Annotated in this window: 19 protein-coding genes; 11 read left to right on the plus strand and 8 right to left on the minus strand. The window is 68.5% G+C overall.

Annotation, left to right across the window (positions count from 1 at the left end):
• Window positions 1-5: 5 nt before the first annotated feature.
• The 8 genes from pilB (at window position 6) to AC07RM_RS32305 (ending at window position 8189) form a co-directional block, all read left to right on the plus strand.
• Complete coding sequence (gene pilB / locus AC07RM_RS32270; protein WP_495337068.1) at window positions 6-1739, plus strand: type IV-A pilus assembly ATPase PilB; 1734 nt, start codon at window positions 6-8, stop codon at window positions 1737-1739.
• Window positions 1740-1769: 30 nt separating this feature from the next.
• Window positions 1770-3005, plus strand: coding sequence for a type II secretion system F family protein (locus AC07RM_RS32275; protein WP_495337069.1), 1236 nt, complete (start codon window positions 1770-1772; stop codon window positions 3003-3005).
• A complete protein-coding gene (locus tag AC07RM_RS32280; protein ID WP_495337070.1) occupies window positions 3005-3970 on the plus strand; it encodes a prepilin peptidase in 966 nt (321 codons plus the stop codon). Before AC07RM_RS32275 ends, AC07RM_RS32280 begins: the two co-directional genes overlap by 1 nt.
• A 16-nt stretch (window positions 3971-3986) precedes the next feature.
• Complete coding sequence (gene coaE, locus AC07RM_RS32285; RefSeq protein ID WP_495337071.1) at window positions 3987-4595, plus strand: dephospho-CoA kinase; 609 nt, start codon at window positions 3987-3989, stop codon at window positions 4593-4595.
• 74 nt (window positions 4596-4669) lie between these two features.
• Window positions 4670-6163, plus strand: coding sequence for an MBOAT family O-acyltransferase (locus tag AC07RM_RS32290; RefSeq protein ID WP_490875681.1), 1494 nt, complete (start codon window positions 4670-4672; stop codon window positions 6161-6163).
• A gap of 1 nt (window position 6164) precedes the next feature.
• Window positions 6165-7178, plus strand: coding sequence for a hypothetical protein (locus AC07RM_RS32295; RefSeq protein WP_490875682.1), 1014 nt, complete (start codon window positions 6165-6167; stop codon window positions 7176-7178).
• 34 nt (window positions 7179-7212) lie between these two features.
• Window positions 7213-7968: a cell division protein ZapD gene (zapD, locus tag AC07RM_RS32300; RefSeq protein ID WP_057592104.1), complete on the plus strand. Its 756-nt coding sequence runs from the start codon at window positions 7213-7215 to the stop codon at window positions 7966-7968.
• Window positions 7965-8189, plus strand: coding sequence for a DNA gyrase inhibitor YacG (locus AC07RM_RS32305; protein ID WP_495337072.1), 225 nt, complete (start codon window positions 7965-7967; stop codon window positions 8187-8189). Before zapD ends, AC07RM_RS32305 begins: the two co-directional genes overlap by 4 nt.
• A 30-nt stretch (window positions 8190-8219) precedes the next feature.
• Here the strand turns inward: AC07RM_RS32305 and AC07RM_RS32310 are convergent, their stop codons facing one another.
• From AC07RM_RS32310 to secA, 6 genes are all read right to left on the minus strand, one after another.
• Complete coding sequence (locus AC07RM_RS32310; RefSeq protein ID WP_495337073.1) at window positions 8220-10193, minus strand: acyltransferase family protein; 1974 nt, start codon at window positions 10191-10193, stop codon at window positions 8220-8222.
• A gap of 23 nt (window positions 10194-10216) precedes the next feature.
• Complete coding sequence (locus tag AC07RM_RS32315; RefSeq protein WP_495337074.1) at window positions 10217-12184, minus strand: acyltransferase family protein; 1968 nt, start codon at window positions 12182-12184, stop codon at window positions 10217-10219.
• A gap of 86 nt (window positions 12185-12270) precedes the next feature.
• Entirely contained in the window at window positions 12271-12726 is a 456-nt protein-coding gene (locus AC07RM_RS32320) for an NUDIX domain-containing protein (protein WP_398498809.1), read from the minus strand.
• On the minus strand, window positions 12723-13598 hold the full coding sequence (locus tag AC07RM_RS32325; RefSeq protein WP_093341040.1) for an ATP-binding protein: 876 nt from the start codon (window positions 13596-13598) through the stop codon (window positions 12723-12725). The genes AC07RM_RS32320 and AC07RM_RS32325 overlap by 4 nt, the downstream gene beginning before the upstream one ends.
• 7 nt (window positions 13599-13605) lie before the next feature.
• Window positions 13606-14835 carry a bifunctional glutamate N-acetyltransferase/amino-acid acetyltransferase ArgJ gene (gene argJ, locus AC07RM_RS32330; RefSeq protein WP_495337075.1) on the minus strand — a complete coding sequence of 410 codons (1230 nt, stop codon included), beginning with the start codon at window positions 14833-14835 and terminating at the stop codon, window positions 13606-13608.
• 25 nt (window positions 14836-14860) lie between these two features.
• On the minus strand, window positions 14861-17647 hold the full coding sequence (secA, locus tag AC07RM_RS32335; protein WP_093341043.1) for a preprotein translocase subunit SecA: 2787 nt from the start codon (window positions 17645-17647) through the stop codon (window positions 14861-14863).
• A gap of 221 nt (window positions 17648-17868) precedes the next feature.
• Here secA and AC07RM_RS32340 point away from each other — a divergent pair, with 221 nt between their 5' ends.
• The 3 genes from AC07RM_RS32340 to AC07RM_RS32350 all read left to right on the plus strand — a co-directional run bounded on the left by AC07RM_RS32340 (window position 17869) and on the right by AC07RM_RS32350 (window position 20398).
• Window positions 17869-18177 carry a hypothetical protein gene (locus AC07RM_RS32340; RefSeq protein ID WP_093341044.1) on the plus strand — a complete coding sequence of 103 codons (309 nt, stop codon included), beginning with the start codon at window positions 17869-17871 and terminating at the stop codon, window positions 18175-18177.
• A 66-nt stretch (window positions 18178-18243) separates the two neighbouring features.
• Window positions 18244-19233, plus strand: coding sequence for an ornithine cyclodeaminase family protein (locus AC07RM_RS32345; RefSeq protein ID WP_495337076.1), 990 nt, complete (start codon window positions 18244-18246; stop codon window positions 19231-19233).
• Window positions 19234-19255: 22 nt separating this feature from the next.
• Entirely contained in the window at window positions 19256-20398 is a 1143-nt protein-coding gene (locus tag AC07RM_RS32350; RefSeq protein ID WP_495337077.1) for a DSD1 family PLP-dependent enzyme, read from the plus strand.
• A gap of 40 nt (window positions 20399-20438) precedes the next feature.
• Here the strand turns inward: AC07RM_RS32350 and AC07RM_RS32355 are convergent, their stop codons facing one another.
• Together AC07RM_RS32355 and AC07RM_RS32360 are read right to left on the minus strand one after the other, a co-directional pair.
• A complete protein-coding gene (locus AC07RM_RS32355) occupies window positions 20439-21581 on the minus strand; it encodes a threonine synthase (protein ID WP_495337078.1) in 1143 nt (380 codons plus the stop codon).
• A 32-nt stretch (window positions 21582-21613) separates the two neighbouring features.
• A complete protein-coding gene (locus AC07RM_RS32360; protein ID WP_398498773.1) occupies window positions 21614-22522 on the minus strand; it encodes an amino acid ABC transporter substrate-binding protein in 909 nt (302 codons plus the stop codon).
• Window positions 22523-22589 lie beyond the last annotated feature (67 nt).

The following is a 22589-nucleotide window of genomic DNA, read 5'->3' on the forward strand; positions in this document are numbered from 1 at the left end:
CGCTGATGGCTGCAGCCGAACTTCCCGTTAAAGAAAACCCGCAAGTCGCCTTGCCAGGGCTTGCACGCGCGCTGGTCTCGGCCGGCAAGCTGCCCGCGAAAACCGCGGAAGATCTCTATCAGAAGTCGCTGAGCAGCCGCTCCAGCTTCATCGCCGAGCTCACGGGCACCGGCGCCGTCTCGGCCGCCGACCTCGCCCACACGCTCTCGAATGCATTCGGCGCTCCGCTGCTCGATCTCGACGCCATCGACCACCAGCGCCTGCCGAAGGATCTGCTCGATCCCAAGCTCTGCCAGGCCTACCGCATCGTCGTCCTCAGCAAGCGCAACAACCGCCTGATCGTTGCCACGGCCGATCCGTCCGACCAGCAGGCCGCCGAGAAGATCAAGTTCGCCTCGCAGATGGGCGTGGACTGGGTCATCGCCGAGTACGACAAGCTGTCGCGCATGGTCGAGGCCGCCGCCGCGAGCGCGGCCGAAACCATCAACAGCATCGTCGGCACCGAGTTCGAGTTCGACGACGTCAGCGCCGACACCGCGGGCGACGCCAACGAACAGGCGATCGCCGAGGTCGAGGACGCGCCGGTCGTGCGCTTTCTGCACAAGATGCTGCTCGACGCGGTCAGCATGCGCGCTTCGGACATCCACTTCGAGCCCTACGAGCACCACTACCGCGTGCGTTTCCGGGTCGACGGCGAACTGCGCGAGGTGGCGAGCCCACCGACCGTGATCAAGGACAAGCTGGCCTCGCGCATCAAGGTCATCTCGCGGCTCGACATCTCCGAGAAGCGCGTGCCCCAGGACGGGCGCATGAAGCTCAAGATCGGTCCCGACCGGGTGATCGACTTCCGCGTGAGCACGCTGCCCACACTGTTCGGCGAGAAGATCGTGGTCCGGATTCTCGACCCCAGCAGCGCGCGCATGGGCATCGATGCGCTGGGCTACGACGCCGACGAGAAGGAACGCCTGCTGCACGCCATCAGCCGCCCCTACGGCATGGTGCTGGTCACCGGGCCGACCGGCTCGGGCAAGACGGTGTCGCTCTACACCTGCCTCAACCTGCTGAACCAGCCGGGCGTGAACATCGCGACCGCCGAAGACCCGTCGGAAATCAACCTGCCGGGCGTCAACCAGGTCAACGTGAACGAGAAGGCAGGCCTGACCTTCGCGGCCGCGCTGCGGGCCTTCCTGCGGCAGGATCCCGACATCATCATGGTCGGCGAAATCCGCGACCTCGAAACCGCCGACATCTCGATCAAGGCGGCCCAGACCGGTCACCTGGTGCTGTCGACGCTGCACACCAACGACGCTCCCACTACCCTCACGCGGATGCGCAACATGGGCATCGCGCCCTTCAACATCGCGTCGAGCGTGATCCTGATCACCGCCCAGCGGCTCGCGCGGCGGCTGTGCATGGCCTGCCGCGCGCCCGTCGACATCCCGCGCGAAGCGCTGCTCGAAGCAGGCTTCCAGGACGACGAGATCGACGGCAGCTGGAAGCCCTACCGGCCCGTGGGCTGCGCGGCCTGCAGCGGCGGCTACAAGGGCCGCGTGGGCATCTACCAGGTGATGCCGATCTCCGAGGCGATCCAGGAAATCATCCTGCGCGACGGCAGCGCGCTCGACATCGCGCAGCAATCGGAAGCCGAAGGCGTGCGCTCGCTGCGCCGGTCGGGCCTGCGAAAAGTGATGCAGGGCCTGACCTCGCTCGAGGAAGTGGTGGCGGTCACCAACCTATAACGAACACACTGGAAGCGGAGATCGAACCGAATGGCCACAGCAGCATCGACGGCAAACCGGCAACGGCGCGACGTCAAGGAATTCGTCTTCGAATGGGAAGGCAAGGATCGCAACGGCAAGATGGTGCGCGGTGAACTGCGTGCCGCCGGCGAGAACCAGGTGCAGGCCGCGCTGCGGCGCCAGGGCGTGCTCGCCAGCAAGATCAAGAAGCGCCGCACCCGCTCGGGCAAGAGCATCAAGCCCAAGGACATCGCGATCTTCACGCGCCAGCTCGCCACCATGATGAAGGCGGGCGTGCCCCTCCTGCAGTCCTTCGACATCGTGGGCCGCGGCAACGCCAACCCCAGCGTCGCCAAGCTGCTCAACGAGATCCGCAGCGACGTCGAAACCGGCACCTCGCTGTCGTCGGCCTTCCGCAAGTTCCCGAAGTACTTCGACAACCTCTACTGCAACCTGGTCGAGGCTGGCGAAGCGGCCGGTATCCTCGAAGACCTGCTCGACCGCCTGGCGACCTACATGGAGAAGACCGAGGCCATCAAGTCAAAGATCAAGTCGGCGCTGATGTACCCGACCTCGGTGGTCGTGGTGGCCTTCGTGGTGGTCGCGATCATCATGATCTTCGTGATCCCGGCCTTCAAGCAGGTGTTCAGCTCCTTCGGCGCCGACCTGCCCGCGCCCACGCTCTTCGTGATGGCGGTCAGCGAATTCTTCGTGGCGTACTGGTGGCTGATCTTCGGCGTGATCGGCGGCGGCCTCTATTTCTTCTTCCAGGCCTGGAAGCGCAACGAGCGCGTGCAGCGGGTCATGGACCGCCTGCTGCTGCGGGTGCCGATCTTCGGCGCGCTGATCGAGAAGTCCTGCGTCGCACGCTGGACGCGCACGCTGGCCACCATGTTCGCCGCGGGCGTGCCGCTGGTGGAAGCCCTCGATTCGGTCGGCGGCGCTTCGGGCAATACCGTCTACAGCGATGCCACGGCCAAGATCCAGCAGGAGGTGTCGACCGGCACCAGCCTCACGAACGCGATGATCAACGTCAATCTGTTCCCCTCGATGGTGGTCCAGATGACCGCCATCGGCGAGGAGTCGGGCTCCATCGACCACATGCTCGGCAAGGCGGCCGACTTCTACGAGTCCGAGGTCGACGACATGGTCGCCGGCCTGTCGAGCCTGATGGAGCCGATCATCATCGTCTTCCTCGGGGTGATCATCGGCGGCATCGTGGTCTCGATGTACCTGCCCATCTTCAAGCTCGGCCAGGTCGTCTGATGCCGGTGTCGCAGGGATTCGACGCCGCGCTGGCCGGCGTCCTCGGTCTGTTGATCGGCAGCTTTCTCAACGTGGTGATCTACCGCACGCCGGTCATGATGTACCGCGACTGGCTGAACGACGCGGTCGCGAACCTCATGAGCGTCAAGGACATGCCCTCGCTCTGGTCGCTGGTCTTCGGCCCCAAGGCGCAGCCCCCGGCCGGCCTCGAAGCCGCGGCCGACAAAGCCGCTGTCGAACTCGAGAAGTTGCCGCGCTTCGACCTCATGCGACCCGGCTCGCGCTGCGGCAGTTGCGGCCACGAGATCCGCTGGTACGAGAACATCCCGGTGCTGAGCTACCTCGTATTGCGCGGCCGCTGCGGCGCCTGCAAGACCCGGATCAGCCCGCGCTATCCGCTGGTCGAACTGGCCACCGCCGCGCTGTTCGCGCTCTGCGGCCATCGCTTCGGCCTCACGCCGACGGGCGCGCTGTGGGCCGCCTTCGCGGCGCTGCTGGTCTGCCAGTTCCTGATCGACTTCGACACCCAGTTCCTGCCCGACTCGCTCAACTACCTGCTGCTGTGGCTCGGCCTGATCGGCGCGGCCGCGGGCTGGACCGGCACCTCGCTGCTGTTCTCGGTCTGGGGCGCGGTGTTCGGCTACCTCAGCCTCTGGCTGGTCTACCATGGCTACCGACTCATCACGGGCAAGGAAGGCATGGGCTACGGCGACTTCAAGCTGCTGGCGGCGCTGGGCGCATGGCTCGGTGCCGACTACCTGATCGCGATCATCCTGGTCTCGTCGCTCGTGGGCGCCGTGCTGGGCCTGGGCATGCGCGTGGCGGGCAAGCTGGCCCACAAGGACATCCCGATCGCCTTCGGCCCCTTCCTCGCGGGCGCGGGCCTGGTCTGCCTCGTCATCGGCCCCGGTGTCGTCAAGCAATGGGTGCCCTTCGCCTTCCCGCTCGGCCCCTGGCTGCACTGAAGGCCACGCCCCTCTCATGATCCGGCGCATCGGCCTCACCGGCGGCATCGGCAGCGGCAAGAGCACCGTCGCGAGCCTGCTGGTCGCCGAGGGCGCGGTGCTGGTCGACACCGATGCCATAGCGCGCCGCATCGCCGAACCCGGCGGCATCGCGATGCCCGCGTTCGAGGCCCGCTTCGGCGCCGCGGTGCTGCGGCCGGACGGCGGCCTCGACCGCGCCCGCATGCGCGAGATCGTATTCCAGGACCCCGAGGCCAAACGCGCGCTCGAAGGCATCCTGCACCCCCTGATCGGCGCCGAGACCCGGCGCGAAGCCGCGGCCGCCGGTCCCGATGCCATCGTCCTCTTCGATGTCCCGCTGCTGGTCGAATCGGGGCGCTGGCGCGCACTGGTCGAGCGCGTGCTGGTGGTCGACGCCACCGAAGCCACCCAGCTGCGGCGCGTCGTCGCGCGCTCGGGCTGGGCACCCGAAGCCGTGCGCTCGGTGATCGCGCAGCAGGCCCCGCGGGCGCTGCGCCGGGCCGCGGCCGACGCGGTCATCGACAACGAAAGCCTGACCCTGGAGGAACTCGCCGAGCAGGTGCGGGGTCTCTGGAAACGGTGGGCCTCGGCCAGCACGCGATAATCACCGGTTAGCCGCAGCGGCGGCTGCACCACGATTACGACAAAAGGGCGCTCGCAGCAGCGCCTCCTCTCGAGATGCTGTTCAACTCGTATTCCTTCATCTTTGTCTATTTCCCGCTGGTGCTGCTCGGGTTCTTCCTGATCGGCAAACGCAACATCCGGGCCGCAGCCGGGTTTCTTGCGCTGGCCTCGCTGTTCTTCTATGGCTGGTGGAGCGTGCAGGCCCTGCCGCTGCTGCTGGCCTCGATCTGCGTCAACTACTGGTTCGGCCTGCGCCTGACGCCGGCACCGGGGCGCGACGACCGCCGGCGCAAGACCTTGCTGATCACGGCGCTCACGGTCAATCTCGTGGTGCTGGCGGTGTTCAAGTACGCCAACTTCTTCGTCTCGAACGTCAACGACGGCCTGAGTGCCGCGGGCCTCGCGCCGATTCCGCTGCTGCACATCGTGCTGCCGATCGGCATCTCGTTCTACACCTTCACGCAGATCGCCTTCCTGGTCGACTGCTGGCAGGGCAAGGTGCACGAGCGCAGCTTCATCCACTACGTGCTGTTCGTCACCTACTTCCCGCACCTGATCGCGGGCCCGGTGCTGCACCACGCGCAGATGATGCCGCAGTTCGCCAACCCGGCGACCTACCGCGCCGACCCCAACAAGATCGCGCTCGGGCTGGCCATCTTCACCTTCGGCCTGGCCAAGAAGCTGCTGATCGCCGACCCGATGGGCCAGTACGCCGACCTGGTCTTCAACGGCGTGCACAACGGCATCGAGCCCACGCTCTACACCGCATGGTTCGGCGTGCTCGCCTACACGCTGCAGATCTACTTCGACTTCTCGGGCTACTCCGACATGGCGGTCGGCCTGTCGCTGTGCCTGGGCGTGCAGCTGCCGCTGAACTTCAACTCGCCCTACAAGTCGACCAGCATCATCGAGTTCTGGCGCCGCTGGCACATCTCGCTGTCGACCTTCCTGCGCGACTACCTCTACATCCCGCTGGGCGGCAACCGCAAGGGCCCGAAGCGCCGCCACGTGAACCTGTTCCTCACGATGGTGCTCGGCGGCCTGTGGCATGGCGCAGCCTGGACCTTCGTGATCTGGGGCGCGCTGCACGGCATCTTCCTGATGATCAACCACATCTGGACCACCACCTTCCGCCGCAAGGGCCCGCCGAGCATCGCCGGCCGCGTCTTCGGCTGGTTCCTGACCTTCCTGTGCGTGATGATCGCCTGGGTGATGTTCCGCGCCGAGAGCCTGCACGCCGCCATGGACATCTACCGCGGCATGCTGGGCCTGCACGGCGTGCCCGGCACCGCATTCCGCGAGTTCCTCGCGGTGCCCTACCGCAAGCCCGAGTTCTTCCAGACCATGCTGGTGGCGATCATCATCTGCCTCGCGCTGCCGCCCACCATCACGTTGCAGCGCTGGGTGCCGCAGGCCGCCGCGCTGGCCGGCCGGCCGGCGCTCAACAAGCTGTTCACGGCCGCGATGGCGCTCTTCACCGTGACGCTGCTCGGCATCTGCATCTCGAAGCTGGGCACCTACAGCCCCTTCCTCTACTTCCAGTTCTGACATGACGCCCGCAAAACTGTGGCTGCGGATCTTCGTGGCCGGATTCCTCGTCATCTCGTCGCTGCTGGTGCTCACGCTCGCGACGCCCATTCCCTACGGCGACCTGAGCCGCATCGGCCTGATGTCCGACCGCGAGTTCGGCTGGACCCAGGAGCCGCCGAAGGTCGCGCCCGAGTACCTCCACGCCGTGCCGCTCGACCAGGCCGACATCGTCGTGATCGGCGACAGCTTCTCGATGACGCACCGCTGGCAGTCGGTGCTGGTCAAGGCCGGCTACAAGGTCACCACGGCTTTCTGGGGGCAGTTCGACGAGCGCTTGTGCGGCGACTTCGACGCCTGGCTCGCGCGCGCCGGCTTCAAGGGCAAGCTCGTGATCGTCGAGAGCGTGGAGCGCATCCTGCAGGAGCGCATGCGCTACACGCGCAGCTGCGAGACGATGAAGCGGCCCTTCGCCGCGCGCACCGAGCCCTTCGCGGTGCCGCTCGAGCACGTGCCCGGCTTCGCGCTCAACTGGGGCGCCAAGCTCACCTCGGGCCTGGACACGCTCAAGTACACGCGCGCCGCCAAGGCGACCACGGCCGACACGGTCTCCACCGACCGCACCAAGGCCCGCACGGTGGTCAATGGTTGCGAAATGTTCAGTCACCGCCTGTGCAACAAGGCCCTGTTCTTCGGCGAGGACGACGAGAACGGCGAGCTGCCGGCCGCGGACGTGGCCGCGATGCAGGCCTTCACGAAGTCGCAGACCGCATTCCCGATGCTCTGGATGGTGATCCCCAACAAGACCACCACCTACATCGATCCCTCGCACTCGAAGGCCTTCGTCGAGGCCTTCAAGACCTCGGGCCTGGGCCCCGACCTGTTCGCCTTCACGCAGGAAAAGAAGACCCGGATCCGCGACTTCTACTTCCCCAACGACACCCATCTGTCGATGCACGGCCAGCTCGCGCTCGGCGAGCTGATGCTCGGCGAGGTGCGCAAGATCGTGCCCGAGCCCCCGTCACGCACGCCATGAGGCTATCATCGCCTCGTCAGGAGACCGAGCCCGCGTGATCCTCTACGAGTACCCCTTCAACGAGCGCATCCGGACCTATCTGCGACTGGAGCACCTGTTTCGCCGTCTTGGCGAGCTGGTGCCTGCCGAGTCGCCCCTGTCCCACCACTTCGCGCTCGTCACCATCTTCGAGATCATGGACGTGGCCGCGCGCGCGGACCTCAAGGCCGACGTCATGCGCGACCTCGAGAAGCACAAGTCCGCCTTCAACGCCTACCGCGGCAATCCGAACATCTCCGAGGCCGCGCTCGACCAGGTGGTGGCGCAGCTCGAGCGCAACTTCAACACGCTCAACGGCATCGCGGGCAAGGCCGGCCAGTCGCTGACCGAGAACGAGTGGCTGATGAGCATCCGCAGCCGCGCGAGCATTCCGGGCGGCACCTGCGAATTCGACCTGCCCGCCTACTACGCCTGGCAGCACCGCAGCACCCAGAGCCGCCGCGCCGACCTCGAGCGCTGGTCGGGCACGCTGGCGCCGCTGGCCGAGTCGATCTATCTGCTGCTCAAGCTGCTGCGCGACGCCGACGTGCCCTACAAGGTCATCGCCACCAACGGGCAGTTCCAGCAGAACCTGCCGCAGGGGCGCAGCTTCCAGTTGCTGCGCCTGCGCATCGATCCCAAGCTCGGCCTGATCCCCGAGATCAGCGGCAACCGGCTCATGGTCTCGGTGCGGCTCATGCGCCACGAGAGCGACGACCGCCTCCACCAGAGCAGCGACGACACCCCCTTCGAACTCACCTTGTGCGCATGACCGGCGAAGAGCGCATCGAGCCCCGCGAGGGCGAACGCATCGTCCGCTGCCCGAACTGCGGCGGCGACAGCGTCTATTCGGAACGCAACCCCTACCGTCCGTTCTGCAGCGCGCGCTGCAAGGGCATCGATCTCGGTGCCTGGGCCAGCGAGGAGTTCAGGATGCCGGCCGAAGCGCCGCCCGACGACGAGCCCTTCGGCGATCCGAAGGCGCAGCAGTAGACATCGGCCCGCGGAAATCCGTGGGCCGACTTACTTGCCGCCCGCGGTGGCCGGCGCCGCCTCTCCGAGAAAGATCCTGTCGACATAGTCCGCGTGCGCTCGCGTGTACACGGGCCGCAGATGCTCGCCATCCTTGTAGACCGGCTTGCCGTCGGCCGTCACGCGCAGGCACTGGCCGTCCTTGCACAGCGAAGCCATCGGCTCGACCACCTGTGCACCGCTGTCCAGCGCGATCTGCCGCAGCCGTGCATTGAGCTCGGCCTGTGCCGCGGGCAGCGGGGCCGTCGGCGAATCGAGCACCACCGTCATCGTGCCGAGCCGGCTGCCCGCGATCATGCGCTGCGGCTGGAAGTCCATGCCGCTCGGGTTGTCGAGCAGCAGGTAGACCTTCTTGTTCTGCTTCACGAGCTCGGCCATGGTGTGGCCCAGCATCGAGAGCGCCGGCGCGATGCCGGGCCCGCCGTTGTTCACCGGGTAGACCGCGCGGCCCTCGCGGTACTCGTAGGCCAGCGGGAAGTCGCCGCTGAAGTAGCAGTTCCAGCAGCCGCCGAACACCACGGTGTCGATCTGCGGCGCGCGCGCGAGCTGCAGCATGCCGTCGCGCTGTTCGCCGCAGGCCGGGTTGCCCTCGGCGAACATGCCGGGAATCGGCGCGCAGGCGCCCCAGGTGTAGAAGTAGGCGGTCGCCATGCGCTCGGGCGCGAGGCGCTCGAGCGCCTTGGCGCGCGGCCCGTACTGCTGCATGTGGCTGTCGCCGATCAAGAGCACCTTGCGCTCGCCGCGGCCGACCCGGTAGACCAGGTGCGGGCCCACCTTCTCGGGCGTGAAGCCGTCGTAGTAGCCGTCGTCCACGGTCGCGTCGGTCACCTTCTGCAGCATCTCGCCGCCGTTGCGCGCCGGCAGGCCGGCCACCACCATCACGCCGGCCAGCACGATCGCGCAGCCGATGCCGACCAGGCCGCGCAGCAGCGGTGCGCCCGCGCGGGTGCGCGTGAAGCGTTCGAGAAAGCGGTAGGTCAGCCAGGCCAGCAGCACCGCCGCGACTACCGCGCCGGCGCGCACGCCCGCCGAAGGCTCCCACCCGCCATTGAGGATGCGCGGGTACACCAGCAGCGGCCAGTGCCACAGGTACAGCGGATAGCTGATCAGCCCGATGCCCACCATCAGCGGGTTCGACAGCAGGTAGCGGTTCAGCACCCCCTGCGGCCCCGCCGCGATGCAGCTCGCCGCGCCCAGCACCGGCAGCAGCGCCCACCAGCCCGGGAACGCCTTGTCGGCCCGGATCATCACCAGCCCCAGCACGATCAGCCCCACGCCCAGCACCGACTGCACATGGCTGCGCCACGCGGGCTTCATGATTCCAGCATCGCGCAACCGCATGCACGCCAGGATCCCGCCCGCCATCAGCTCCCAGAAGCGCGACAGCGGCGAGTAGAACGCCGCCGTGCGGAACGGATGGATCGTCAGCACGTTGATCAGGAACGACACCACCGCCAGCGCCCACAGCACGCGCAGCATCGGCCAGCGCCTGCGCCACGCCAGCGCCAAGAGCGGCGGCCAGAAGATGTAGAACTGCTCCTCGATCCCCAGCGACCACAGGTGCAGCAGCGGCTTGGTCTCCGCCGCCGTGTCGAAGTACCCCGCCTCGCCCCAGAACACGAAGTTCGCGATGAAGGCCGCTCCGCCCGCGGCCTGCTTGCCCAGTTCCACGAACTCGCGGTTCAGCAGCACGTACCAGCCGAAGGCCAGGGTCGCCGCCAACACCAGCATCAGCGCCGGGAAGATGCGCCGCACGCGCCGTGCGTAGAAGTCGCGGTAGCTGAAGTCGCCCGCCGCCTGGCTTTGAAGAATGATCGTCGTGATCAGGAAGCCCGAGATCACGAAGAAGATGTCCACCCCCACGAAGCCACCGGGCAGCGCCTTCGGAAAGGCGTGGTACGCCACCACCGAGGCCACGGCCACGGCGCGCAGGCCATCGATGTCGGGACGGTACTTGGGATGCATCGGTGCCCCTCCGGGCCGTTCTTTCAGTTGCCGGCGCGCGATGGCGCGGCGGGTGCGAGGAACACGGGATCGACGTAGCGCGCGTGGTCGCGGATGTAGGCCGGACGCAGATGGTTGCTGTCGAGATAGGCCGGCGCGCCATCGGGCATGGTGCGCAGGCACCGGCCTTCCCGGCACAGCTGTCCGACCGCGTCGATCGGCTCGGCACCGGCGGCCAGCGCGATCGCGCGCAGCCGGTCGTTCAAGCGCTCCTGCGCGGGCGGCAGCACCGCGCTGCCTGCCGTCGCGAGCACGGTCATCGTGCCGAGACGGCTGCCCGCGATCATGCGGCCCGGTTCGAAATCGCTGCCCATCGGGTTGTCCAGCAGCAGGTAGACCTTCTTGTGGCGCGCGAGTTCGCCCAGCAGTTTCTGCAGCGACGCGAGTGCCGGCTCGATGCCGGGGCCGCCGTCGTTGATCGGCAGCGCCGAGGCGCCGTCCTGGAACACGTACGGCATGTAGAAGTTGCCGGTGAAGTAGCAGTTCCAGCAGGCGCCGACCATCACCACGTCGATCTTCGGATCGAAGGCGGACTTGAGCATCTGCTCGCGCCGCGGCGCGCAGCCTGGATTGATCGCCACCACCATGCCCGGCACCGGCGCGCAGGCCGGGTATTCGAAGAAGTAGGTGGTCGACATCGCATCGGGCGCGCTGCGTGCCAGCGCGCGCGCGCGCGGCGCGTACTGCGAGATATGGCTGTCGCCGATCACCAGCACCTTGCGCGTGCCCTCGCCGATACGGCGCACGAAGTGGCCGTCGAGCGTCTCCGACGCGAGGCCTTCGTAGTACTCGCCGTCGGAGGACGCGTTGCTCAGCGTCTGCAGCATCGGGTTGTCGTGCCGCGGCGCCGGCAGGCCCAGTTGCACCGCGACCGCCACAGCGAGCACCGCGACGGCGCTGCCGCCCAGCACGCGCAAGGTGGCGGGCTGCGCGCGCGTCCGGACGGCGCGCTCCACCGTGCGGTAGGTGAGCCAGGCCAGCACCACGCTCGCCGCGACCATCGCGGCGCTCACGGCCGCCGACGGCGCCGCGCCCTGCACGATGCGCGCATAGGACAAGAGCGGCCAGTGCCACAGGTACAACGGATAGCTGATCAGCCCGATGCCCACCATCAACGGGTTCGACAGCAGGTAGCGGTTCAGTACCCCCTGCGGCCCCGCCGCGATGCAGCTCGCCGCACCCAGCACCGGCAGCAGCGCCCACCAGCCCGGAAACGCCTTGTCGGCCCGGATCATCACCAGCCCCAGCACGATCAGCCCCACGCCCAGCACCGACTGCACATGGCTGCGCCACGCGGGCCTCGTCACCCCCGCATCCCTCAACCGCATGCACGCCAGGATCCCACCCGCCATCAGCTCCCAGAAGCGCGACAGCGGCGAGTAGAACGCCGCCGTGCGGAACGGATGGATCGTCAGCACGTTGATCAGGAACGACACCACCGCCAGCGCCCACAGCACGCGCAGCATCGGCCAGCGCCTGCGCCACGCCAGCGCCAAGAGCGGCGGCCAGAAGATGTAGAACTGCTCCTCGATCCCCAGCGACCACAGGTGCAGCAGCGGCTTGGTCTCCGCCGCCGTGTCGAAGTACCCCGCCTCGCCCCAGAACACGAAGTTCGCGATGAAGGCCGCCCCGCCCGCGGCCTGCTTGCCCAGCTCCACGAACTCGCGGTTCAGCAGCACGTACCAGCCGAAGGCCAGGGTCGCTGCCAGCACCAGCATCAGCGCCGGGAAGATGCGCCGCACGCGCCGTGCGTAGAAGTCGCGGTAGCTGAAGTCGCCCGCCGCCTGGCTCTGAAGAATGATCGTCGTGATCAGGAAGCCCGAGATCACGAAGAAGATGTCCACCCCCACGAAGCCACCGGGCAGCGCCTTCGGAAAGGCGTGGTACGCCACCACCGAGGCCACGGCCACGGCGCGCAGGCCATCGATGTCGGGGCGGTACTTGGGATGCATCCGTCTCTTGTTCGTTCTTCGCTCAGCCCCGTAGCGCGCGCCGCCGGGCCCCAGTCAGCGGCGCAGGCATCGCCACGCCGCGGCGCTCAGGCCAGGGTCGATACGGCCTGGGCCGCCGACGCGGGCAGGCCGCGCTCCTGCACCAGCCATTCGAGCACCGGCAGCGCGCCCGGCAGCACGGGCGCCACGTCCAGCGGCAGGTGCTGCCAGGCCATCTGCTGGCCTTCGCGCATCTCGAAGTCGCCGTGCCAGGCCGTGACCTTGCACCAGTGCAGGCGCACCAGCGCATGCGGGTAGTCGTGCTCGGTCACTTTCCAGACCGTGGCGCCGTCGATGGTGATGCCGAGTTCTTCCTGCAGCTCGCGCCGCAGCGCCTCTTCGACCGTCTCACCGGCCTCGATCTTGCCGCCCGGAAACTCCCAGTAGCCCGCGTAGGGCTTGCCGGGCGGACGGGTCGACAGCAGCAGCGCATCGTCGGCCGTACGGATCAGCACGCCGACCGCGACCTCGGTGTGCTTGCGCTCACCTGGCGCGGCGCTCATGCCGTGGCCCGTCCCGCGTAGTCGCGTGCGAACTGGTAAGCCACCCGGCCGCTGCGCGAGCCGCGCTCGAGCGCCCAGACCAGCGCCTCGGGCCGCGCGGCCTCGATCGCGGCGGCATCGACGCCGAACGAGGACAGCCACTGGGCCACGATCGCGAGGTACTCGTTCTGGCTGAACGGATAGAAGCTGACCCAGAGGCCGAAGCGCTCCGACAGCGAGATCTTCTCCTCGATCACCTCGCCCGGATGGACCTCGCCATCTTCGGTGTGGGTGTAGCTGAGGTTGTCCTTCATGTACTCGGGCAGCAGGTGGCGCCGGTTGCTGGTCGCGTAGATCAGCACGTTGGGCGTGGCCGCGGCGATCGAGCCGTCGAGGATCGACTTGAGCGCCTTGTAGCCCGGCTCGCCCTCGTCGAAGCTCAGGTCGTCGCTGAAGACGATGAATTTCTCGGGCCGCTGCGACACCACCTCGACGATGTCGGGCAGGTCGGTGAGCTCGGCCTTGTCGACCTCGATCAGGCGCAGGCCCTGCGGCGCGTAGGCCTGCAGGCAGGCGCGGATCAGCGAGGACTTGCCGGTGCCGCGTGCGCCTGTCAGCAGCACGTTGTTGGCCGGCTTGCCCTCGACGAACTGGCGCGTATTGCGCTCGATCTTTTCCTTCTGGACGTCGATTTCCTTCAGCGAATCGAGCGCCATCGCGGCCACGTGCTTCACCGGCTCGAGCACGCCATGGCCCGAGCTGCGGCGGCGGTAGCGCCAGGCGATCGAGGCATTCCAGTCGGCCGGCTCGGCCAGCGGCTGGGGCAGGATCGATTCGATGCGGTTGATGAGCTGCTCGGCGCGCTCGATCAGTCTCTGGAACTGCTCGTTCATCGAAAAATCAGGATCTGTAGTCGGCGTTGATCGACACGTAGTCGTGGCTGAAGTCGCAGGTCCAGACGGTTTCGCTGGCATTGCCGCGGCCGAGGTTCACGCGCACCGTGATCTCGCTCTGCTTCATCACGCGCTGGCCGTCCTCCTCGCGGTAGGCCGGGTTACGGCCGCCCTTGACCGCCACGTGCACGTCGTCGAGGAACAGGTCGATGCCGGTCTGGTCGAGGTCGGCGATGCCCGCGTAGCCCACGGCCGCGAGGATGCGGCCGAGGTTCGGGTCGCTGGCATAGAAGGCGGTCTTGACCAGCGGCGAATGCGCGATCGCATAGGCCACCTGGCGGCATTCGGGGGCGTCGCGGCCGCCGTCGATCTGCACCGCGATGAACTTGGTCGCGCCTTCGCCGTCGCGCACGATCGCCTGCGCCAGCAGGCGCGCCACGTCCTGCATCGCGGCCACGAGCGCCTGGCCCTCGGCCGAGGTCAGCGAGGTGATGGTCGCGTGCGCGGCCTTCTGCGTGGCGATGACCACGAAGGAATCGTTGGTCGAGGTGTCGCCGTCGATGGTCACGCGGTTGAACGAAGCGTCGGCCAGCTGCTTGGCCAGCGGCTGGATCAGCGCCGGGTCGATCTTCGCGTCGGTGGCCATGAAGCCCAGCATGGTCGCCATGTTCGGGCGGATCATGCCGGCGCCCTTGCTGATGCCGGTGACGCTGACCGTGGCGCCGCCGATCTGCACCTGGCGGCTGAAGGCCTTGGGCACGGTGTCGGTGGTCATGATGCCTTCGGCGGCACGGGCCCAGTGGTCGTCGGCGGCATCGGCCAGCGCGGCGGGCAGGCCGGCCTCGATGCGGTCGATCGGCAGCGGCTCCATGATCACGCCGGTCGAGAACGGCAGGATCTGCTCGGGCGCCAGGTCGAGCTGGCGCGCCAGCGCGATACAGGTGGCCCGGGTGCGCGCCAGGCCGTCCTCGCCGGTGCCGGCGTTGGCATTGCCGGTGTTGATCAGCATCGCGCGGATGCCGTGGCCGGCCGCGAGGTGGTCGCGGCAGACCTGCACCGGCGCGGCGCAGAAGCGGTTCTGCGTGAACACGCCGCCGACCGCGGCGCCTTCGTCGATCAGCACGACCGTCAGGTCCTTGCGGTTGGCCTTGCGCACGCCCGCTTCGGCCACGCCGATGCGGATGCCGGGGACCGCGAACAAGGCGGCGGGATCGGGAGCGGACAGGTTCACGGGCATGGCGGTATCTCTTCGGAGTTGCGGGTCAGCTGAGTTTGCCGTGGCAATGTTTATATTTCTTGCCACTGCCGCAGGGGCACGGGTCGTTGCGGCCGACGCGCGCGAAGGCGGCCGCCTCGGCGCTCAGCGTGCCCAGGCCCGCGGCCGCGATGCGGCGCTGGCTTTCCTCGTCGACGCGCACCTCGACCTCGCCGGTCTCGGTGGGTGCCGAATAGGTGATGTTCGAGACGTTCTCGCCGCGGTTCTCCATCGCCTCGGCCGCCTGGTCGAGCTGCTCGCTCGACTGCACGCGCACCGTCATGAGCTGGCGCGTGACCTCGTTCTTGACCGAGTCGAGCAGCTGGCCGAACAGCTCGAAGGCCTCGCGCTTGTATTCCTGCTTGGGCTGCTTCTGCGCGTAGCCGCGCAGGTGGATGCCCTGGCGCAGGTAGTCGAGCGAGGCCAGGTGTTCGCGCCAGTGGGTGTCGATGCTCTGCAGCAGCACCATGCGCTCGAACTGCGTGAAGTTCTCGGGCCCGATCAGCGCGACCTTGGCGTCGAAGGTCTCGTTGGCGGCCTGCACCACCTTCTCGACGATGTCCTCGTCGGAGATGGCTTCGGAGCCCTCGACGATCTTCGCGAGCGGCATGTCGATGCCCCACTCGTTGAACAGGGCCTGCTCGAGCGCCGGGATGTTCCACTGCTCTTCCACCGACTCGGCCGGCACGTACTGGCGCACCAGGTCGATGAAGCAGCCTTCGCGCAGCGCGGCGATCTGGGCGCCGAGGTCGCCGGCATCGAGGATGTCGTTGCGCTGCTGGTAGATCACCTTGCGTTGGTCGTTCGACACGTCGTCGTACTCGAGCAGCTGCTTGCGGATGTCGAAGTTGCGCGCCTCGACCTTGCGCTGCGCGCTCTCGATGCTGCGCGTGACGATGCCGGCCTCGATGGCCTCGCCGTCGGGCATCTTCAGGCGGTCCATGATCGCCTTCACGCGGTCGCCCGCGAAGATGCGCATCAGCGGATCGTCCAGGCTCAGGTAGAAGCGCGAGGAGCCCGGGTCGCCCTGGCGGCCCGAACGCCCGCGCAGCTGGTTGTCGATGCGGCGCGACTCGTGGCGCTCGGTGGCGATGATGCGCAGGCCGCCGAGCGACTTCACGAACTCGTGGTCGTTGTTCCACTCGGCGCGGATGTGCTCGATGTCGGCCTTCTTCGCGGCCTCGTCGCGGCCTTCGTCGGCCTCGACCGCCTCGATCATCTTCTCGATGTTGCCGCCCAGCACGATGTCGGTACCGCGACCGGCCATGTTGGTCGCGATCGTGATCATCTTGGTGCGGCCGGCCTGCGCCACGATGTCGGCCTCGCGCGCATGCTGCTTGGCGTTGAGCACCTGGTGCGGCAGGCCCGCCTGCGTGAGCAGGCCGTCGATGATCTCGGAGTTCTCGATCGAGGAGGTGCCCACCAGCACCGGTTGGCCGCGCTCGTAGCACTCGCGGATGTCCTGGATCGCCGCCTCGTACTTCTCGCGCGTGGTCTTGTAGACGCGGTCGAGCTGGTCGTCGCGCTTGCTCACGCGGTTCGGCGGGATGATCATGGTTTCCAGGCCGTAGATCTCCTGGAATTCGTAGGCCTCGGTGTCGGCCGTGCCGGTCATGCCGGCGAGCTTGCCGTACAGGCGGAAGTAGTTCTGGAAGGTGATCGAGGCCAGGGTCTGGTTCTCGGCCTGGATCTCCACGCCTTCCTTGGCTTCCACGGCCTGGTGCAGGCCGTCGCTCCAGCGGCGTCCGGTCATCAGGCGGCCGGTGAACTCGTCGACGATCACCACCTCGCCCTGCTGCACCACGTAGTGCTGGTCGCGGTGGTAGAGGTGACGGGCGCGCAGCGCCGCGTTCAGATGGTGCATCAGCGTGATGTTGGCCGGGTCGTAGAGCGAGGCGCCCTCGGGCAGCAGCTTGAATTCGCCGAGGATGCGTTCGGCGTTCTCGTGGCCGTCCTCGGTCAGGAACACCTGGTGCGTCTTCTCGTCGACCGTGAAGTCGCCGGGCACCGTGACGCCCTCGCCCGTGCGCGGGTCGGCTTCGCCTTCCTGCTTCTTGAGCAGCGGCACCACCTTGTTGATGGCGAGGTACAGGTCGGTGTGGTCCTCGGCCTGGCCGCTGATGATCAGCGGCGTGCGGGCCTCGTCGATCAGGATCGAGTCCACCTCGTCGACGATCGCGTAGTTCAGCTTGCGCTGAACCCGGTCGCCGGGCTCGTAGACCATGTTGTCGCGCAGGTAGTCGAAGCCGTACTCGTTGTTGGTGCCGTAGGTGATGTCGCTGCCGTAGGCGGCCTGCTTCTCCTCGCGCGGCATCTGCGGCAGGTTGATGCCCACCGACAGGCCGAGGAAGTTGTAGAGCCGGCCCATCCAGGTCGCGTCGCGGTTGGCCAGGTAGTCGTTGACCGTCACCACGTGCACGCCCTTGCCGGACAGCGCGTTCAGGTACACCGGCAACGTGGCGGTCAGCGTCTTGCCTTCGCCGGTGCGCATTTCGGAGATCTTGCCGTTGTGCAGCGCCATGCCGCCGAGCAGCTGGACGTCGAAATGGCGCATCTTCATCACGCGCTTGGAGCCCTCGCGCACGGTGGCGAAGGCTTCGGGCAGCAGGTCGTCGAGGCTCTCGCCCTTGGCGATGCGGTCCTTGAATTCCTGGGTCTTGGCGCGCAGCGCGTCGTCGCCTAGTTTTTCGAATTCGGGTTCGAGCGCGTTGATGCGCGCGACCGTCTTGCGGTACTGCTTGAGTAGCCGGTCGTTGCGACTGCCGAAGATCTGGGTCAGGAAGTTGGTGGCCATGGGTGGAGGTGGGCGGGCACCTGACACGACAGGCACTGCGACCGGATTCCCTAAGATATGGTGAGAGCAGTTGGGCGCACCTCTTTCAAAAGCAAGCCTTCGAAAGTTGGAAGCCCGTGCCGGTTATCGGTAGTCGGGTTATCGGATTTGAACGATTTTCCCGGCGGGACCGCCGGCAAACCGGGCATTTTAGCTGTCTTGTTTCACCCTCAGAATTACGAATGAATCGCCGTTCCACGCCCCCGTTCACGCTGCAGCAGGCGGCCGAGGATTCGCCCACGCTGGCGAGCCTGATCGCCCGCGCGCGCGACGCCGGCGACCGGCTGCGCGCGGTCGAGGAACTGATCCCGCCGCTGATGCGCCCCGCCATCCAGGCCGGCCCGGCCGAGGGCGACGAATGGTGCCTGCTGGTCAAGGGCAGTGCCGCGGCCGCCAAGCTGCGCCAGCTGGCGCCGATGCTCGTGACCCGGCTGCGCAACCGCGGCTGGGAGGTGCGCAGCATCCGCATCAAGGTGCAGACCGGGCGCTGACGCCCGCGGCGGCCGGCCGCTCTCCTTGTGTTTTACTTTTCGTCTGGAATTGGATAATATTTCCAGATGAATGAAGCCCCATCGTCGCCCGCCGACGCCTCGCTGCTGCTGCTCGACCAGCACCAGGTCGACGCCCTGCTCGCTCCCGAGAACGTGCTCGAGGCCGTGCGCGAGGCCTTCGTGCTGCACAGCGCGCGCGAAGGCCGGGTGTTTCCGGTGGTGCGCGAGCCGCTGGCCACCGGCGGCGTGTTCGGCATCAAGTCGGGCGACGTGCCCGCGCAGGGGCTGCTGGGCTTCAAGGCGGCGGGCTTCTGGCCGGCCAACCGCGCGCGCGGCGGCGAGCCCCACCAGGCCACGATCCTGCTGATCGACCCGCAGACCGGCCGGCCGCAGTGCCTGATCGACGGCAACGCGGTCACCACGCTGCGCACCGGCGCGGCCGGCGCGCTGGGCCTGCGCGCGCTCGCGCGGCCCGGCAGCACGCGCGCCTGCGTGTTCGGCACCGGCGTGCAGGCGCGGGTGCAGCTCGAGTTCGCGCTGCGCACGCTGCCCTCGCTGGCCGAGGTGCGCTACGTGAGCGCCCGCGGCGGGCGCGACGCCAGCTTCGAGGCCGCCTTCGCCGCGCGCTGCGCGATAGCGCCGGCGGCCGACCGCCACGAGGCCGTGGCCCACAGCGACCTCGTGATCACTGCCACGCCCGGCGCCGGCGCGCTGTTCGACCTCGAGGCCGTGCAACCCGGCACCCATCTGAACTGCGTGGGCGCCGACACGCGCGGCAAGCGCGAACTACCCGACGGCCTGCTGCCGCGCGTGCGCCTGGTCGTCGACGACCGCGCACAAGCGCAGCAGATCGGCGAGACCCAGTGGGCACCCGACACCGCCAGCATCGAGCTCGGCGACCTGCTCTCGGGCCGCGCGGACTTCGAGCGCGCCGACGACGACATCACCGTGTTCGACATGACCGGCCTCGCGCTGCAGGACCTGACCGTGGCGCGCATGCTGCAGCGACGCGCGGCCGCGACCGGCACCGGCACGCGCATCGCCTGGCCCTGGTAACTCCCCCTCTTCCCTCCCCGCCATGACCACCACTCCCTCCCTCGCCGAACTCGACACCCCCGCCGCCCTGATCGACCTGCCGCGCATGCAGCGCAACATCGCGCGCATGCAGCAGCGCATGGACGCGCTGGGCGTGCGCTTCCGCCCGCACGTGAAGACCAGCAAGTGCACGCCGGTCGCGCAGGCGCAGCTCGCGGCGGGTGCGCAGGGCATCACGGTCTCCACGCTCAAGGAGGCCGCGCAATTCCATGCCGACGGCATCGACGACATCCTCTACGCGGTGGGCATGGCCGCGGCCAAGCTGCCGCAGGCGCTCGCGCTGCGCCGCGCGGGCTGCCGGCTGAAGATCATCACGGACAGCCTGGCCTCGGCCCGCGCCATCGTCGATTTCGGCCGCGCGCAGGGCGAGGCCTTCGAGGTGCTGATCGAGATCGACACCGACGGCCACCGCTCGGGCATCAAACCCGGCGAGGCCGCGCTGCTCGAGGTCGGGCGCGTACTGCACGACGGCGGCATGCGGCTGGCGGGCGTGCTCACGCATGCGGGCTCGAGCTACGAGCTCGACACGCCCGAGGCGCTCGCGGCCATGGCCGAGCAGGAACGCGCGGGCTGCGTGCAGGCCGCCGAGCGGCTGCGCGCGGCCGGCCTGCCCTGCGCGGTGGTGAGCGTGGGCTCCACGCCCACCGCGCTGTCGGCCGCGCGGCTCGACGGCGTGACCGAAGTACGCGCCGGCGTCTACGTGTTCTTCGACCTCGTGATGCACAACATCGGCGTCTGCGCGCCCGGGGACATCGCGCTGAGCGTGCTGGCCACCGTCATCGGCCACCAGGCCGAGAAGGGCTGGGCCATCCTCGACGCGGGCTGGATGGCGATGAGCCGCGACCGCGGCACCGCGAAGCAGAAGCACGACTTCGGCTACGGCCAGGCCTGCGACCTCGAGGGCCGCGTGCTCGAAGGCTATGTGCTGAGCGGCGCGAACCAGGAGCACGGCATCCTGTCGCTCGCGGACGGCACGGCCGCGGACATCGTCGAACGCTTCCCGATCGGCACGCGGCTGCGCATCCTGCCCAACCATGCCTGCGCGACCGGCGCCCAGTTCCCCGAATACCACGCGCACGCGCAGGACGGCAGCCTGCGCGCCTGGCCGCGGCTGCACGGCTGGTAAAGCGGTAAAGCGCCCCGCTGCACGCGGGGCGCCCGGTCGATCAGCCGGCCGCCCCGGCGAACAGCTCGGTCATGAACTGCGTCGACTTGAGCCCCGTGCCCGTCAGCAGCACCACCGTCTTCTCGCCCGCGCGGATCTCGCCGCGCTGCTCCAGCAACTCGATGGCGGCAGCGGCCGACGCGGAGGTCGGCTCGGCATAGAGCCCCGTCGCCGCCAGCCGGCGCACGGCCGCCGCGATCTGCTCCTCGGTCAGCGCTACCGTGCCGCCGCGCGTCTCGCGCAGCGCCTGCAGGATCTCGGGCAGCCGCACCGGCCGCTTGATCGCCGTGCCCTCGGCGATGGTCGGCGCCACCGCGCGCTCGACCAGCGTCTCGACACCGGCCGTGAAGCTCGCGTCGATCGGCGAACAGTTGAGCGGCTGCGCGACGAAGATGCGCGGCAGCCGGCGGATCTGCCCGGCCGCCAGCAGCTCCTGGAAGCCGATGTGGCAACCGAGCACGTTGCTGCCCGCGCCGGCCGGGATGATCACGTTGTCGGGCGCCTCGAAGCCCAGGTCCTCCCAGAGCTCGTAGGCCAGCGTCTTCGTGCCCTGCAGGAAGAACGGGTGCCAGTTGTGGCTGGCGTAGAAGATCTCGGAGGACTGGCGCACTGCCTCTTCTTCAGAAGCCTCGCGCGGGCCGGGCACGAGCTGCACCTCGGCGCCGAAGGCGCGGATCTGCGCCACCTTGGGCGCGGGCGTGTAGGCGGGCGCGAGCACCTTCACGCGCAGGCCCGCCGCGGCACCGGAGGCGGCGATCGCGGCGCCGCCATTGCCCGAGCTGTCCTCGAGCACCGCGTCGACGCCGATCTGGCGCAGGAAGGACATCATCACGGCCGCGCCGCGGTCCTTGAAGCTGCAGGTGGGGTTGAACCACTCGAGCTTGAAGAAGGGCTCGAGCCCGCCCCAGCGCTTCTGCACGAGCGGCGTGCAGCCCTCGCCCAGGCTCGCGGGCTGCTCGATCGCCACCGGCAGCGCCGCGCGGTAGCGCCACAGCGAGCGCACGCGCGTATCGATGTCGTCGCGCGAGATGCCGGGCAGCGGCGTGATCATCATCGGGTGGCCATCGTCGGAGCGCCAGCGGCGCTCGAGCAGGCCGTGGGTGCGGCCGGTGCGGGGGTCGATGTAGTGCGGGGTGTTCGGCATGGATCGGGTCCTTCGTTGCTTGATGAATGGATTCAGCGGGCCTGGTAGGCCTCGGAGGGGTTGTCGTTCGGCGCCGCGATCGCCTGGCGCAGCGCGGCGCTCATCGGCAGGTTCAGCGCCGCGTTGCGCGGCGGGATCGGCTGCACGAACCACTTGTCGTAGAGCTTCGCGAGCTCGCCGTCGGCCATCAGCCGGCGCAGCTGGGCATCGACCGCGGCCTTGAAGGCCGGGTCGTCGCGCCGCAGCATGATCGCGATCGGCTCCACCGCGAAGGTCTCGCCCGCGATGCGGAAGTCGCCCGGCGTGCGCGCGCTCGCGATGTTGCCCGCGAGGATGTTGTCGTCGTCGACCCAGGCATCGGCGCGGCCGGTCTGCAGCAGCAGGAAGCTGTCGCCCGTGTCCTTGCCGTAGACCTCCTGGAACTCGACGCCGGCCGCCTTCTTGTGCAGCCGCGCGGTCTTCACCGCGCTCGAGCCCGAGGTCACGACCACCGTCTTGCCCTGCAGCTGCGCGATCGAGGCGATGCCCGACTTCGCGGCCACCGCGAGCCGCACCTCGGTGACGTAGGTGGTGAGCGCGAACGCCACCTCCTTCTGGCGCGCCGCGTTGTTGGTGGTGGTGCCGCACTCGAGGTCGACCGTGCCGTTGCGCACCAGCGGAATGCGGTTCGACGAGGTCACGGGCTGGTAGTCGATGGCCAGCGCGGGCAGTCGCTGCGCCTCGCGCAGGCCGGCGATCACGCGCTCGCAGAGCTCGACGTGGTAGCCGGTGTAGCGGCCCGCGCCGAGCGCATAGGACAGCGGTGCGCCCGAGTCGCGCACGCCCATCGCGATGCGGCCGCTGTCGGCGAGCTTGCGCAGGGTGTCGGCCGAGGCCGGGCCGGCACCGGCGGCCAGCAGCGAGAGGACGAGGACAGGGAACGCCAGACGGATCTTCTTCATGGGTTTCTCCGAGCAGAGAAAGAAAGAGGGAAGTCGGCGCGCCGCCCGCGAAGGCGGCCGCCGGAGG

The sequence above is a fragment of the Variovorax sp. GW821-FHT09B05 genome, assembly GCF_059418265.1.

Bases quoted from the DNA above. Each gene is read 5' to 3' on its own strand.
- AC07RM_RS32325 (WP_093341040.1), bottom strand. From the start codon at position 13,598: ATGAACGAGCAGTTCCAGAGACTGATCGAGCGCGCCGAGCAGCTCATC.
- AC07RM_RS32310 (WP_495337073.1), bottom strand. From the start codon at position 10,193: ATGCATCCCAAGTACCGTCCCGACATCGATGGCCTGCGCGCCGTGGCC.
- AC07RM_RS32315 (WP_495337074.1), bottom strand. From the start codon at position 12,184: ATGCATCCCAAGTACCGCCCCGACATCGATGGCCTGCGCGCCGTGGCC.
- secA (WP_093341043.1), bottom strand. From the start codon at position 17,647: ATGGCCACCAACTTCCTGACCCAGATCTTCGGCAGTCGCAACGACCGG.
- AC07RM_RS32280 (WP_495337070.1), top strand. From the start codon at position 3,005: ATGCCGGTGTCGCAGGGATTCGACGCCGCGCTGGCCGGCGTCCTCGGT.
- coaE (WP_495337071.1), top strand. From the start codon at position 3,987: ATGATCCGGCGCATCGGCCTCACCGGCGGCATCGGCAGCGGCAAGAGC.
- AC07RM_RS32355 (WP_495337078.1), bottom strand. From the start codon at position 21,581: ATGCCGAACACCCCGCACTACATCGACCCCCGCACCGGCCGCACCCAC.
- AC07RM_RS32295 (WP_490875682.1), top strand. From the start codon at position 6,165: ATGACGCCCGCAAAACTGTGGCTGCGGATCTTCGTGGCCGGATTCCTC.
- AC07RM_RS32340 (WP_093341044.1), top strand. From the start codon at position 17,869: ATGAATCGCCGTTCCACGCCCCCGTTCACGCTGCAGCAGGCGGCCGAG.
- AC07RM_RS32290 (WP_490875681.1), top strand. From the start codon at position 4,670: ATGCTGTTCAACTCGTATTCCTTCATCTTTGTCTATTTCCCGCTGGTG.
- AC07RM_RS32350 (WP_495337077.1), top strand. From the start codon at position 19,256: ATGACCACCACTCCCTCCCTCGCCGAACTCGACACCCCCGCCGCCCTG.
- AC07RM_RS32320 (WP_398498809.1), bottom strand. From the start codon at position 12,726: ATGAGCGCCGCGCCAGGTGAGCGCAAGCACACCGAGGTCGCGGTCGGC.
- AC07RM_RS32360 (WP_398498773.1), bottom strand. From the start codon at position 22,522: ATGAAGAAGATCCGTCTGGCGTTCCCTGTCCTCGTCCTCTCGCTGCTG.
- AC07RM_RS32345 (WP_495337076.1), top strand. From the start codon at position 18,244: ATGAATGAAGCCCCATCGTCGCCCGCCGACGCCTCGCTGCTGCTGCTC.
- AC07RM_RS32275 (WP_495337069.1), top strand. From the start codon at position 1,770: ATGGCCACAGCAGCATCGACGGCAAACCGGCAACGGCGCGACGTCAAG.
- AC07RM_RS32305 (WP_495337072.1), top strand. From the start codon at position 7,965: ATGACCGGCGAAGAGCGCATCGAGCCCCGCGAGGGCGAACGCATCGTC.
- argJ (WP_495337075.1), bottom strand. From the start codon at position 14,835: ATGCCCGTGAACCTGTCCGCTCCCGATCCCGCCGCCTTGTTCGCGGTC.
- pilB (WP_495337068.1), top strand. From the start codon at position 6: ATGGCTGCAGCCGAACTTCCCGTTAAAGAAAACCCGCAAGTCGCCTTG.